The sequence below is a fragment of the uncultured Pluralibacter sp. genome, assembly GCF_913775985.1.
In the GTDB taxonomy this organism is placed as follows: domain Bacteria; phylum Pseudomonadota; class Gammaproteobacteria; order Enterobacterales; family Enterobacteriaceae; genus Pluralibacter.
The window spans coordinates 295,921-309,311 of record NZ_CAJYMB010000150.1 but is presented as its reverse complement, the minus strand read 5'-3'; the positions used below and the strand labels follow the sequence as shown (position 1 = coordinate 309,311).

10 protein-coding genes and 1 tRNA gene are annotated in these 13,391 nt (G+C 53.5%); 5 read left to right on the top strand and 6 right to left on the bottom strand.

The features are described from left to right. The 3 genes from purU to QZ766_RS21860 form a co-directional block, all read left to right on the top strand. Positions 1-848: formyltetrahydrofolate deformylase (gene purU / locus QZ766_RS21870; RefSeq protein WP_366509464.1), on the top strand; the 848-nt coding region annotated here is incomplete at its 5' end. A gap of 92 nt (positions 849-940) precedes the next feature. Continuing rightward, complete coding sequence (locus QZ766_RS21865) at positions 941-2,587, top strand: BCCT family transporter (protein ID WP_297207231.1); 1,647 nt, start codon at positions 941-943, stop codon at positions 2,585-2,587. A 320-nt stretch (positions 2,588-2,907) separates the two neighbouring features. Continuing rightward, positions 2,908-3,987 (top strand): endonuclease/exonuclease/phosphatase family protein, encoded by a 1,080-nt coding sequence (locus QZ766_RS21860; protein ID WP_297207228.1) that lies wholly within the window; start codon positions 2,908-2,910, stop codon positions 3,985-3,987. A 791-nt stretch (positions 3,988-4,778) separates the two neighbouring features. Here the strand turns inward: QZ766_RS21860 and QZ766_RS21855 are convergent. Further along, positions 4,779-4,855 (bottom strand) — tRNA-Arg (locus QZ766_RS21855). Between the two features lie 451 nt (positions 4,856-5,306). Here QZ766_RS21855 and QZ766_RS21850 point away from each other — a divergent pair. Both QZ766_RS21850 and fimZ read left to right on the top strand, forming a co-directional pair. Then, complete coding sequence (locus QZ766_RS21850) at positions 5,307-5,927, top strand: hypothetical protein (protein WP_297207225.1); 621 nt, start codon at positions 5,307-5,309, stop codon at positions 5,925-5,927. An 879-nt stretch (positions 5,928-6,806) separates the two neighbouring features. Continuing rightward, positions 6,807-7,439, top strand: a complete 633-nt coding sequence (fimZ, locus tag QZ766_RS21845; protein ID WP_297207222.1) for a fimbria biosynthesis transcriptional regulator FimZ — start codon at positions 6,807-6,809, stop codon at positions 7,437-7,439. A 79-nt stretch (positions 7,440-7,518) separates the two neighbouring features. Here the strand turns inward: fimZ and QZ766_RS21840 are convergent, their stop codons facing one another. The 5 genes from QZ766_RS21840 to QZ766_RS21820 all read right to left on the bottom strand — a co-directional run bounded on the left by QZ766_RS21840 (position 7,519) and on the right by QZ766_RS21820 (position 13,090). Then, complete coding sequence (locus tag QZ766_RS21840; RefSeq protein ID WP_297207220.1) at positions 7,519-8,157, bottom strand: fimbrial protein; 639 nt, start codon at positions 8,155-8,157, stop codon at positions 7,519-7,521. Between the two features lie 13 nt (positions 8,158-8,170). After that, positions 8,171-9,169 (bottom strand): fimbrial protein, encoded by a 999-nt coding sequence (locus tag QZ766_RS21835; protein ID WP_297207218.1) that lies wholly within the window; start codon positions 9,167-9,169, stop codon positions 8,171-8,173. Next, positions 9,160-11,646, bottom strand: a complete 2,487-nt coding sequence (locus QZ766_RS21830) for a fimbria/pilus outer membrane usher protein (protein ID WP_297207216.1) — start codon at positions 11,644-11,646, stop codon at positions 9,160-9,162. Before QZ766_RS21830 ends, QZ766_RS21835 begins: the two co-directional genes overlap by 10 nt. Before the next feature lie 11 nt (positions 11,647-11,657). Next, on the bottom strand, positions 11,658-12,359 hold the full coding sequence (locus tag QZ766_RS21825) for a molecular chaperone (protein WP_297207214.1): 702 nt from the start codon (positions 12,357-12,359) through the stop codon (positions 11,658-11,660). Positions 12,360-12,454: 95 nt separating this feature from the next. Further along, positions 12,455-13,090 (bottom strand): fimbrial protein, encoded by a 636-nt coding sequence (locus QZ766_RS21820; protein ID WP_297207212.1) that lies wholly within the window; start codon positions 13,088-13,090, stop codon positions 12,455-12,457. Positions 13,091-13,391 lie beyond the last annotated feature (301 nt).

Sequence of the window (13,391 nt, the reverse complement as noted above, 5' to 3'; positions counted from 1 at the left end):
CCGCACCCTGGATTTTCACCGCCAGCTGCCCCAGCAAACTGGGCAGCGTCGACGTGGTGACCCGCTTTATGGCGGACGCCGGCCACTACATCAATGAGATCCACTCGTTTGACGACCGGGTCAGCCGGCGCTTTTTTATCCGCATCGCCTTTCAGGCCGGGGAGGACTTCAGCCCTCAGGGCTTTAACGATAGCTTTACGCCGGGAGCTGCGCCGTTTGAGATGCAGTGGCAGCTGACGCCGCCAGGACACCGGGCGCGGGTGGCGATCCTGGTGTCAAAATTCGACCACTGCCTGAACGATCTGCTGTTCCGCCACCGCACCGGGCAGCTGAATATCGACGTGCCGCTGATTATCTCCAACCATCCGGACCTGGAACCGCTGGCGGCGTGGCACAACATTCCCTGGTACCACCTGCCGGTGAACGCCGAAAACCGCCCGCAGCAGGAGGCGAAAATTCTGGCGCTGGTGGAGGAGTTCAACATCGATCTGGTGGTGCTCGCCCGCTATATGCAGGTGCTGTCGGCCAACATGTGCGAGCAGCTCGACGGACGGGCGATCAACATTCACCACTCCCTGCTGCCGGGATTCAAGGGCGCCAAACCCTATCATCAGGCCTGGGAGAAAGGCGTCAAAATGGTGGGCGCCACCGCGCACTACGTTAACAATCACCTGGACGAAGGGCCGATTATCGCCCAGGGCATTCAGAGCGTCGATCACGCGCTCTACCCGCAGGATCTGATCAGCCGCGGGCAGGATATTGAACGGATCACCCTTTTTAATGCCGTGCGCTACCACGTAGAAAAGCGCGTATTCCTGAACGGCAACCGAACGGTCGTACTGAACTAATTCCTTACCTACCCTGCAATTAAAAAACACAGAGCCTGAGAGGCAGTCTGCGGAGGGCTTTCGTCTACAGAAACAACCCTGAGGAAAGTACAATGTCGGAATCGAAAAATACGATGGCGCCTGACGGCGAGGTGGCGCCTTATCTCACCCGCTATCGGGCCGGACAGGATAACATTGTGGTGAATATCGGCCGCCTGCGGGTGGATATTCACCATAAGGTTTTTATGATTTCGGGGGCGATAATCATTGCCTTTGTCATTTTCACGCTGGCTTTTTTAAACGATGCGGCCCCGCTGTTCAAATCTCTGCTGAGCACCCTCACCTCCCGGCTGGACTGGTTTTTTCTAAGCGCCGGCAATATTTTTGTCCTGCTGTGCCTGGGCCTGATCTTTTCTCCGCTGGGCAAGGTCAGGATCGGCGGCACGCTGGCGCGCCCCGATTATAATTACGCCACCTGGTTTTCGATGCTGTTCGCGGCGGGCATGGGTATCGGCCTGATGTTTTACGGCGTTTCCGAACCGCTGTCGCACTTCTCAAGTTCAATGGGCGGGGTGCAGATGGAAAACGGCGCGCGCAGCGACTGGGCGCCGCTCACGGGGGCGGCCAACGCGCCGGAGAGCGCGCTGCGGCTGGCGATGGCGGCGACGATCTTCCACTGGGCGCTGCATCCGTGGGCCATCTATGCGGTGCTGGCCCTCGGCCTGGCGCTGTTTAGTTATAACAAAGGGCTGCCGCTAACTATCCGCTCGGTATTTTATCCGCTGCTGGGAGAGCGGATTTGGGGCTGGCCGGGGCATCTGATTGATATTCTGGCCGTGCTGGCGACCATTTTTGGGCTGGCAACGTCGCTGGGGCTCGGCGCCTCCCAGACCGCATCGGGGCTCAATTTCCTGTTTGACGTACCGATGGGGCAAACCACCCAGATTGTGCTGGTGCTGGCGATCACCGCCCTGGCTACGCTGTCGGTGGTTGCCGGACTGGACGTGGGCGTCAGGCGGCTGTCGGAGCTTAATATGATCCTTGCCGGGCTGCTGCTGCTGTTTATTGTGGTAGTTGGCCCCTCGCTGATACTGTTTTCCGGCTTTTTCTCCAATCTCGTCGCCTATTTTGAATATCTTCCGGCTCTGTCGAATCCGGTCCAGCGCGCGGACAGCCACTTTGTCGGCGGCTGGACGTCGTTCTACTGGGCGTGGTGGATCTCCTGGTCGCCGTTTGTAGGGATGTTTATCGCCCGCATCTCGCGCGGGCGCACGGTGCGGGAATTTATTATTTCGGTGCTGCTGGTGCCGTCGCTGGCCTGCGTTATCTGGATGACCATCATGGGCGAAACCGCCATTCACCAGTATTTCGCCGAGGGCTTCCAGAGCATCGCCACCGCCAAGCTGCCGCTGCAGCTCTTCACCATGCTCAACACCCTGCCGCTGGCGAAAATCACCTGTACGCTGGCAATTGTGCTGGTGGTGATCTTCTTCGTCACCTCGGCCGACTCCGGCACTCTGGTGGTGGATATTATCGCCTCCGGCGGCAAGGTCGACTGCCCGGCCACCCAGCGCGTCTTCTGGTGCGCGTTTGAAGGGGTTATTGCGGTGGTGTTGATTATGGGCGGCGGCGTAGAGGCGCTGCAGGCAATGGTGGTCTCCACCGGGCTGCCGTTCACCATTGTGCTGCTGGTGGCCTGCGCGGCGCTGGTGAAGGGGCTGGCCTCGGAGCCGCGGCTGAAGCGGTCGCTGGCGAGCTAACGTGCGGAGGTTCGGGCTCTGCGTGGAGTAAAGCCCATTAAAACCGCGCCCGCAGGGGATTTATGCGGGCGCGGTGCAAAAGAAATGAATCAGCTATCGGTTTTATTGCAACAACCACCGTATTAGGGGTGAATAACACCTTCCCGTCAGTCTTTGGCAAAGACATTCATTTATTATCTATCCGCTATTACAGCGTAATTTACTCGCCAGCCGCTCGCTCTTTTTCCACCTGTCAAAAAAACTCCGTATTGCTATGCTATTAATAATAAGTCGCGAAACATTTTGGCTTTTTTATCATTACTTTTACCAGGGCATAACCCATGCGAAAAAATGAATTCCTGTTTATAGCCATACCGTTATTGTTTAATGTAACAGGCGCAAGATCCGCTGAACCGGCTGAAATTAAAGTGCTGAGTTTCAATATCTGGCAGGAGGGAACCTCCATCCGCAGTGGTTATCAGGCCATCGTCGATCGCATAGCCGATGTCGATCCCGATATTGTTACGCTGGTTGAGGTTCGCAATTATAAAGATGACTTTCTGAAACGCCTGGCTAACGATCTTGATAAAAGAGGTCTGCATTATCATTATGCCAGCACGTTCGCTAAATACGGTAAAAAGCAGACCGCTGACCTCAATCATAAGGGTACCGATGATACAGGGATATTAACCAAGTACCCCATTACCGCCTACGACAGCGCCAAAAAATCGACTCGTGCCGAATTAGACATCAACGGGAGAAGCGCGGTTGTATATGCAGTGCATCTTGATTATCAAAAGCTTGCTCAATATGAACCCCGCGGCTACAGCGGTGATTGCTGCGCCTATTCGGCAAACCCCAATATCATCATCGATGAGAAAAAAATGCTGGCGTATAACGCGCAGTCTAAACGTCCGGCGCAGATCCGCGCGGTGCTGGAGGATGCCGATGCCTTTCGCAAGCAAAAAGATATTGTAATCGTAGCCGGGGATTTTAATGAACCTTCGCATCTGGACTGGACTGAGAATACCCGCAATCAGTATGGCCATAATGGTGCCGTGATTAACTGGACAACTTCGTCACTGATGACAACGGCGGGATATACCGACTCATTCCGGACCCTGCATCCCAATGAAGTCTTGAATCCCGGCTTCACCTGGCTTGCTAATAACACCGAGCGCCTGAACCCGGACATTAAAGATCCGGGTATTGATGAACGCGACCGGATAGACTTTATTTACGTTAACGATAATAGCGGATTAAAAATCCTTAGCAGCAAAACCTATGGCCCTGCCGGAGAGGTCACAGGAGGCGTGCGCGACAGCGGTGAAATTGAGTCTGAAAAAATTTCTGTGCCCGCCGGTAAAATATGGCCCAGCGACCATCTCGCGGTTTTAACGACTTTTGGGCTAACGGATTAATATTATCCAGACTTTAAGCTGCCCGGGCGCTGGTGTTGTTAGCCAACTCATTCGTCAGACACGATCTGAGCTGACACCACGTTACAGCCTTCAAGCTGGCGCCGGGTAGAATTGCCGTTCTTCCAGGGGGCAGTCTGTGACCGGAATGGACATATCCAGGCAGCCCGGTCGCAGCAGGAGGTGCTTGTCGCCGATAGCCGAAGGGCGACTTTGCGGCGAATTATCGCCAGGTAAATCTCCTGCACATTAACCTGGCGACGTGGGGTTAAATGATAACGGGAAACAATTAATTACAGACGGTATTGTTAAGAGTCAGAATAATCCCGCCATTCAGACTATCAGCACACATGGAAAAACCCATGACTCGTAAAGGCTGTCGCGCCCTCGTCATATCCCTGATTTTATGCATTGCCTTCTGGGTGACCGCCGGATGGGCCATTCACGCATGGTGGGCGTCGTGACGTTGCATTAAGCGTGCAGGTAATGTATTTCCGACGCGATGTGAGTATCCGGATGCAGAACCTGAGCCGCGCACAGCATTAGAGGCCTCCCATCCGCGCAATCACACTTCAGGGCTGATTATGCGTTCGCACGGACGATTTTAGCCCTTCCCATATTTACCTGTTCAAAAATACCCGCCGACAAATTCATGCCTGTTATAAGCAAAAGCAGAAAATTGCGCGTAAATCCGCAGGTACGATAATCGTCAGGCCGCAGCAGAATAGGATTTGTGGCTATACAGAGGGATTAGCGAGTTTAGTAGACTTCAAAAATCTTGAAAGAGATACAGATGGTGCGCCCTGCAGGATTCGAACCTGCGACCCACGGCTTAGAAGGCCGTTGCTCTATCCGACTGAGCTAAGGGCGCATAAAGAAGTGAAACTTCGCTATGCGAAACGCCTGGAATTATACGGTCAACGTGTTGTGAGTCAATGGATTTTACCCGGGATGACACCGCGTTGGTCATGCCGATTATTTTACACTCAAAGAATGTCTAAAAGACGTACAGGGCGAATCTTTCTATTTGATACGAAAAATCCAGCAGTTATTTAAGCCGCGGCCGATATTTCTATTATCCGCCACCGTAAACAATGCTCCTGTGCAGTTATATCCCTTAGCGCTAAGTCTGAATGGCAAAACAGGCGAGTGCGTTTTTAGTATAATGTTGATTTAAAAGAGAAAAAATAAACATTACTGCACTATCGAATAAGAAAGTAATGCGCGCGGTGCTACGACGGGAGAGACGCAGGCGGAACCTGCGGGCATCGCAGAGTAATCCACTACCTCTTCCCCACCACGCGCTGGTTGAGCATAGCGATTTGCTTGAACCCGACACCAGCACTCACGAGATCCGCGCTGTCATTACCGGAGATCGCTTTCTGGCCGAAGGTTTTCGGCACAGCCCTGTTCCAATTTGCTTTTATTCTGTTTTTACCGATCCGGACGATGCCCTGCTGGCGCTGGCGCGGGGAGACTTCAAAAGCGTGATTGTGGATATGGACAGGCTCTCTATGCCTGTTATTACGCTGATTGAACGGCTCAGGGCGCAGCGCATGCAGCGCCCTGAAATACATATCGCGCTGATGGTGACTGAAACCGATTTCGCCGCTCTTGATTTTCTGCGCGCCTCCTGCAGCGTTTGCATCATCAGCAAGCACCTGCCGCTGAAAGAGGCATGGACAAAAATGCAGCTCAGCAATCCGCCGCCGCCGCCGCGCGAAGCGATATTTAGCCACAAAGAGTGGAAAATTCTGCTGCTGATGGCGCAGGGCTACTCTTTACGACTGATAGCGCAGAGTCAGCAGCAGCCCTATCATCGGATTATCTACCGTATCGGCAGGATTCAGATGCGGCTCGGCCTACAGCGCCGGCAGCAGCTTATACAGCTGCTGCAGCGGATTAACAGTAGTGCGGGTGAAGGATTCGGGATTAGTGAATAAACGTCCTAAGACGATAAGAATTTACTTATTAAATTGTTAAAATTAAGTTATTTATTAACATAAACATAACAATTATAACTAATCTTAGATTAGTCTGCTAAATGTTGTTTAGAAAACACCTGCGCTGTTAAAAAGTGAAAATAATAACAGTATATTTTGTGTTAACCCGATGGTTCCGGCAGTTAATTTGTTCGAATTATAATCTTTTATATCTCTCTTTTTTATCAGTGCAAACGCTTACCTCACGGCTTAGAGGGGCATCAAAACAGCAATAATAAGAAAAAGAACATTAAATACAATGAATTAAAAAAACAACCCTACTTTATATTACTTACCTTAAGGTAACTATTCAAAAAGGTGCAATCTTGAAATAAAATTAACATATTAACAACATCCAGTGTGTTGTTTTGTTTTTCACGACATCAGGAATCGTTCCCATTATCAAATTGCAAATCAGCAGAAATTCTGTCTGAAAGAAAATTCTTATATTCTTCCTGTCAGCACATCCTAATAAGTAAAGTCGTTTATCCATTTCTGCGGCTTTTTCAGATCTACTTTAACGGTATAATCCCTCTGCTGGAATAATAAGAAAAATGTACCAACGCTAAGTCTGCCCCCGGAGCTGTCGCTAACGGCGGGCACGGTATGGAGAATATGGAATGTTCGCTACTGTCATAAAAATATCAATATTAAAACTCTCTGTGCTCCTACTCCTATCCCTGACGACCTGCGTTCAGCAAGGTAGCCCCACATTTATAAAGTAAAAAGCAGAGGATAAAGACAGACAACGGAAAGAACTCACCAACACATACTCTTTTTGCTGACATTATCGCCAGAATAAATTCAGCATAATAGCACCTTTAATCAGAGGGACAGAAAATGAAACCGGCATCCGTAATTATTATGGACGAGCAGCCCATCGTCAGAATGTCGATTGAGGTTTTGCTAAAAGACAATAGCAATATCCAGGTAGTGCTAAAATCCGACAGCGGAAGAGAGCTCCTTGATTTCATTAAAAAACAAAAGGTTGATCTGGTTATTCTCGATGTTGAGCTTCCCGGTACGGATGGGTTTTCATTGCTCAAGCGCATCAACGAGATAGATCAGGCTATCAAGGTTTTATTCCTTTCATCGCGCTCAGAAAGCTTTTATGCCGGCCGCGCGCTGCGCGCCGGGGCGAATGGGTTTATCAGTAAACGTAAGGATCAGCAGGATATCTTTCGCGCAGTGGAGATGCTGCTGGCAGGATATTCGTTCTTCCCTTTTGAGACCCTTAACTTACTCAGCCATAATTCTCCACGGCGCGGCGATCTTTCTGAGCTGCCGTTATCCAATCGCGAAGTAACGGTGCTACGCTACCTCGCCAATGGATTATCGAATAAGGAAATTGCCGAGCAGCTTTTGTTAAGCAATAAAACAATTAGCGCCCATAAATCGAATATTTTCTCCAAGCTTGGGGTTCAGACGATTGTGGAACTAATTGATTACGCGAAAGCGCATGAATTGCTCTGAAGGCCGGCGAGTATTAAAGAGAGGAATAACAACCGGGATGTTCCCCCGAGGATCTCAGAGGAACCGCTTTTCCCGGCAATTAATTATAGATGAGTTCCCAGGTTGCCCAGCTGGTAATCGGGCCGCTGGTCGCGCGTAGCGGCGTCGCGGTGACGTAGCCAATATAGTAGGTAAACACTCCGCCATTAACGGCCTTGTCCTGGATTGACACCTGATTCTGCTGCGGGTCGCCGGGGACAATTTTATTACTTTTGTCGAGCGTGTTGCTGTCGTTGACGGAGAGTGCCAGATAGATATTTTGCGCGCCGTCCGGCAGCGTATTGGCAAGATAGCCCGCATTTTCATTCGTGACGTCGTTGACCACAAAGCCATCCACCCAGCGTACCGACACCCGCCGCACGTCGTCCTGGTCTGCTCCCCGCCCGCCGCCGTGGCGCAGCTGGCAGTTGGAGAGCGACAGGGTAAACGGCTGAGGCTTCATGTAGGCACCCGCGCCCCGGTCGTGCACTTCCGCAAGGCTTACCGGCGCCAGCCAGACGCTGCCGCTGCCGGCGTTTTCCCCGCCGTTTAGCGATACGCTGCAGGAGATGTCGGTGACCCGCCCGGCAAAGTCCACCCGCCCCTGGTCGTAGTTAGTTTCAAACCCCCGCACCGGGGCGGCCGCCAGCGCGCCGCACAGCAGCGCGCCGCGAATAAAAGTATATACAGCGTTATTCATCGCGCCTCCGGGATTAGTCATATGTCAGGTTGAAGATCAGGTGCGATTCAACCTCGCCGGTGCTGACGGTCTGCCCGTACTGATAGAAGCGCGCGCGCAGCGGAATGGTAAGGTAGCGCATCTCCTGATTACTGAGCCTGCCGACGTCGTATTTTTTATTGAACTCCAGCGGCGCGCCCTCTTTCAATACCTGAATACCGACCCCTTTTGCCATGCTGCTGCCCGCTTTTTCATTCAGCAGGGCGCCCATTCTGGCGGTGGTGCCGGTGGCCAGCGTGCCGGAGAACGTCGTTTGAATGTTGGCATAACCGTTTTCGTTAAGGCCGCCGCTGCACTGGAGCTGAATGTTGAAATCAGTACCGCCTGCCGTAGTACCGACGCCCTTCAGTTCGCTGCGCTTGATGCTGCCGACGTCGACGTTCTGATTTCTGCCGCTGAGGATGGCGCAGGAGGGGGAAACAATGGTGATGGCGTTGGCGCTAAGATAGGTTTCAAGTATGGGATTACGTCCGTATTCCCAATCATAAGAGGTATATTTTCCCGAAGTCAGTGTCCCGCTACCGGTCAGGGCTGAGGTTTTAATGATTTCCAGAGTAAAACGCGATCCTTCAAGAGAATATTGTGTTTCGCGCCATCTACCGGCATCAGGGCTATAGGTACCCGGATAGACAATATTGACACTATCACCACCGCGGCTAAAGCGCATGCCGATCCCCGGAACGTTAGTAGAATAGACTTTGTTTCCCAGGTCAGTAACCGAGGGCACGACAATATCCGCCTTAAAGGTGTTTCTTCCCGTGCAGTAATAGTTGATCCCGCTTCCGGCAGACATCGTCCAGCTTTGTTGGGCGATAACGGCTCCGACAGGAAGATCGGGATTAACGACTACACGCCCCATCGCCATATCCAGCCGCACTGTAGGCGCAGATCCTCTGCGGCAGTCCGCCCACGCCGACGTCGCGCCCCCCATCAGCAGCACCGCGCCGAGGATCAGTTTATTTCTTACCGACATACTGCTTCCTTACTGTTTGAAGCGTTGAGGTCAACGGCGCACTGCCCGCCTGTCCACTTAACGATGGCGCGCTTCGCCCCGGCGCTGCTGATAAACATCATGCTGCCCTGGCCGACAACGCCGATCTCTTTCCCGGCGGGATCGTAAATCGTGGCGGCAAACGGCAGCGGCTGGCCGCTGGCCTGCTGCGCTCGCAGCGTAATGTTGTTCTGCACCGTGGTGCCGAAGGTGACTTTCACCACGCTGCCCTCCCACGGCACCACCTGAGCGACGGTGCGGTCAAAGGCGACATCGTCCTGGCTGCCTTTCGGATCAATTTCCACGGCGTTAATCCGGTACGGGCGCAGGTAAGGCAGAATGGCGTAGCCATTGCTGTCCACCCGGGTGCCCGGCGAGCCGGGCAGCATGGCCCCTTTCGCATCTTTAGCCTCGATAAGCGCCATGGTGGTGCCGGTTTCCGGCGACATCACCACCCCACCGCGGTGGGCAATCAGGGTGCCACTGCCGCCGATGCCGCTCTGGCGATAGCCGCTGCCCTGGCTGTAGCTGCCGGTCATGGTGGTCCACGGCGTGCGGTAGCTGCCGTTAAGGGCCACATCGTGCTTGCCGCCGCTGTAGGTGGAGGTCGACACGCCGTAGTTGAGGTTGTTTTCACTGTCCAGCGAGCCGTTAATACCCACCTGCGAGTTGGCAAAGTGCGAGTTGTTAAAGGCCGTATTGGAGGTCAGATTGGCGGTGCGGTTTTCGCCGAACCACAGCGGGTAACTAAAGTTGAACGATACCCGATCGTCTTTACGGTGCCCGGAGCTGTCCGGGGTATAGACGCGCTGCGCGCTCATCGACCACGACAGGCGGCCAAACGAGTTGTTATAGCTGAGCTGGTACTGCTTCTCGGTACCGGAGCGGTTCCAGTAGTCGGACACCCGCCCGCTCAAATAGAAGCCGCCCCAGCCCTCCGGCAGGTTCTGGTTGACGGTAAAGGTCATGCCGTTTTTCTGTCGCCAGAGGGTGTAGTTATTACGGCTGTTGCGCTCCTGATCGACGGCGTAGAGCGCATCGTTGAGGTTGTAGTAGCCTTTGGTGGAGTAGCGGTAGGCCGCCAGCACGATGCTGGTCTGGGTTTCGACGAACATCCGGTTGAACGTCGCCCGGTAGCTCTGGCCATTTTCATCGAGCGCGCCGCTCTTGAGCCGGGAGTGGGTGACGTCAAACGAGAGTGCGCCAATGCCGGTGTTCATCCCGGTACCGAGCAGCAGCGCCTGATAGTCGTTAAAGCCGGTCACGCCGGTATAGCCGGTAAACATGTTACTCAGGCCGTGCTGCCAGGTGGCTTGGTAGAGCATCGGCTTGTGGCGCAGGGAGTCGTCGTCCACCTTGCCCGCCGACACTGCGTAGCGGGTCATTCCCGGACGCACCAGCTGGGCAACGGAAGCGTAAGGTACGCTGAATACGTTAACGGTGCCGTCGGCCTCTTTCACCGAGACGTCCAGATCGCTGCCGTAGCCAGAGGGATAAACGTCTTTCAGGGTAAACGGGCCCGGCGGCACTGTGGTTTGATAGATGATATTGCTGCCCTGACGGACGGTGACCAGGGCGTTGCTCTGGGCCACGCCGCGAATTTCCGGCGCGTAGGAGCGCATGCCGTCCGGGAACATATTGTCATCGGTAGCCATATTGAGGCCGCGCACGCCGATGGTGTCAAAAAATTCACCGCTGGTGAACAGCTGCCCGCCGGTAAAGATGGAGTTCATCTGCGGAATGGGCCGCTGGAGATAGGTCTGGTTACTGTGCCAGTGCGCGCCGCCCTGCTGCTCCTGCCAGTTGAGGTTGCCGATGTGCTTGAGCAGCCAGCCGTTCCACGACAGGCCGCCGTTGAGTCCCAGATAGGCGCTGTTATTGTCGGAGCCGCCCTCCCCGGAGCTGTGGTTGTTCCAGGCGTTGGCCATCCAGCCGAGATTCAGCGCGGCGATGCCTTTGTCCCAGAACTCCGGGCTGACGTAGTTTTTCAGGCGCTGGTCTTCGTAGATTTGCGGAACCGAGATCTCCAGGCGCAGGGAGGACTGGATCAGGTTGTCCTGCACGTTTTGTTCATCGCGCCACGCCTTCAGCGGCCCGCAGAAGCCCTCTTTTTCGCTGAGCGCAGTGTTTAGTTTTTCCGCCGCAATGCCGTACTTCGCCAGCATCGCTCTGGTGTAGCAGATCCCCAGCGTGCCGTCTTTCTGCCGGGTAACGTGCAGATCGTACCGCCCTTTCCACTCGCCGTTGGTATAGACGTCAAGGGAGTAGACGCCCTCTTCGATGGCGCTGGTGCTAAAGCGCGAGAGGTCAACTTTTTCCCGGCTGCCGACAATAAAGCCGTCATTGAACTGGTACGTCGATCCCGTACTCTCCGCTGCGCTGGAAAACGGCGGAAAGCTGCAAAGCGCCATTGCCAGCGCGGCACTGACTTTTCCGCTGCAGAAGTCGCTCTGCTTCATCGTCAGGTCCCTTATTTAACGGTGACGTTAACCGCAACATCGGCGCCATAGTCGTTGATATTGGTTACCGCCAGCGCTTCACCCGAATGCACCGCAGACGACAGGGTAATGGTCTGGCTGGAGCGCGGCGCAATCATCACGGTTTTGTTATTCAGCGGCTTGCCATCTTTACGGGCAATGCGGTTAACGGTGATGTAGAACGGCGTCGGGTTTGCGATTGAAACCGCGCCGCCACTGGCAGAGAGCGTCAGTTTTTCGGCCGCAGCATCGCGGTTACCGAGCCCGGTCGGGCGGTAGATAAATTTGAAGCGCGAGCGGATCGCCAGCTGCAGGACATTCTGTCCTTCGTTTTGCTGGCTGGCGGTGACCGGCGGGATCTCAAGAATATTGAGCCACCACAGGGTTTCTTTATCTTTGGCTAATCCGGCGCCGCTGCCGAGCTTGATGCGCAGGGTCTGCCCGCTTTTGGCATCAACGCGTGAAATGGGTGGCGTAATAATAAAAGGCGTGGTGATGGTGTCCGGGGTAGCATCGGCATTACCGTTATCCAGCCAGGCCTGGGCCAGCGCCGGACGATCGGCGGTATTAGAAAGCTGTACCGTAATCTCTTTTTCATTTCCCGGATAAATAAAGCGCGTACCGTTGACAATAATATTATTAGCGCTGGCAGAAAAGCTGAAAATGACACACAAAAGAAAGGCAATACGCTTCATGCTGACCTCAGAATAAAATAAAAAAAGACGGCGATAATCGCTCTATTATTTTTTGAGCTGCCCCAGTCGGAGCAGCTTTATTTCGCAGGCGAGAATTACTGATAGGTAATTTCGTAGGTCGCGTAGCTGTTAACCACGCCAGTGGTAACGGTAGTCGGGGTGCTGGAGGCATAGCCCACGTAATAGGTGAAGCGCGCGCCGTCGGCAACCGCAGTCTGATCGCCTTTGGCTTTAGGCTGAGTGGCGACGCCCGGGACGATTTTGGTGGTCAGGGCCGGAGCGCTGTCGGTAGCGAGAACCAGCTGAATATTCTGCGCTCCGGAGGTTTCGGTGTTCGCCAGGTAGCCCTGCTGTTTTGCAGATGCACCGGCCAGCAGGTTACCGCCGGTCCAGCTTACGCCCAGGCGGCTGGCATCACCCAGAGGATTCTCGGTCACTGAACCGTCTTTATTGGTAGTGGAGGCGGCCTGGCATTTAGAAACATCAATAGTGAACGATTTCGGCTTGAGATAGGTATCTGCCGCCGCGGCTTTCACTTCAGTCAGCGTTACCGGTGCGAGATAAACGTTAGCGTTGCTGCCCTGGCCATTGACAGACACGGTGCAGGAAACATCGGTCACTTTACCGAAGAAATTAACCTGGCCGCCGCCAACATTGGTATCTGCGGCATTTGCAACAGCAATTCCGGATAATGAGAATGCTACTGCTGCAGAGAGAATTACCTTTTTCATTTCTATTTCCTTATCAGAGTGAATTAATTTTTAACGCATTAATCATCAAATTCGCGAGCAGCCGAAAACGTCAGATGATGTCCCTTTAAGGATCATCTAACGTTCTTTTAGCTATTCGCTTTGGTGCATCTGTTACTGAACGGAAATAATTCCTCGCAACAGCCCGCGTAAAATAGCCAATATAAGAAATAAGCACTATGTACGAGGACTGCCATTGGACTAAGGGACGTCTTAATCGACAGTAAGAAAACGCAGGCTAAATTCTGTACAACAGGAAAAGACACAGCACCGGTGAGGTCAT

What these genes read in the sequence shown, in the direction of transcription:
- QZ766_RS21865 (WP_297207231.1), top strand. Translation starts at nt 941, where the DNA reads ATGTCGGAATCGAAAAATACGATGGCGCCTGACGGCGAGGTGGCGCCT.
- QZ766_RS21860 (WP_297207228.1), top strand. Translation starts at nt 2,908, where the DNA reads ATGCGAAAAAATGAATTCCTGTTTATAGCCATACCGTTATTGTTTAAT.
- fimZ (WP_297207222.1), top strand. Translation starts at nt 6,807, where the DNA reads ATGAAACCGGCATCCGTAATTATTATGGACGAGCAGCCCATCGTCAGA.
- QZ766_RS21840 (WP_297207220.1), bottom strand. Translation starts at nt 8,157, where the DNA reads ATGAATAACGCTGTATATACTTTTATTCGCGGCGCGCTGCTGTGCGGC.
- QZ766_RS21835 (WP_297207218.1), bottom strand. Translation starts at nt 9,169, where the DNA reads ATGTCGGTAAGAAATAAACTGATCCTCGGCGCGGTGCTGCTGATGGGG.
- QZ766_RS21830 (WP_297207216.1), bottom strand. Translation starts at nt 11,646, where the DNA reads ATGAAGCAGAGCGACTTCTGCAGCGGAAAAGTCAGTGCCGCGCTGGCA.
- QZ766_RS21825 (WP_297207214.1), bottom strand. Translation starts at nt 12,359, where the DNA reads ATGAAGCGTATTGCCTTTCTTTTGTGTGTCATTTTCAGCTTTTCTGCC.
- QZ766_RS21820 (WP_297207212.1), bottom strand. Translation starts at nt 13,090, where the DNA reads ATGAAAAAGGTAATTCTCTCTGCAGCAGTAGCATTCTCATTATCCGGA.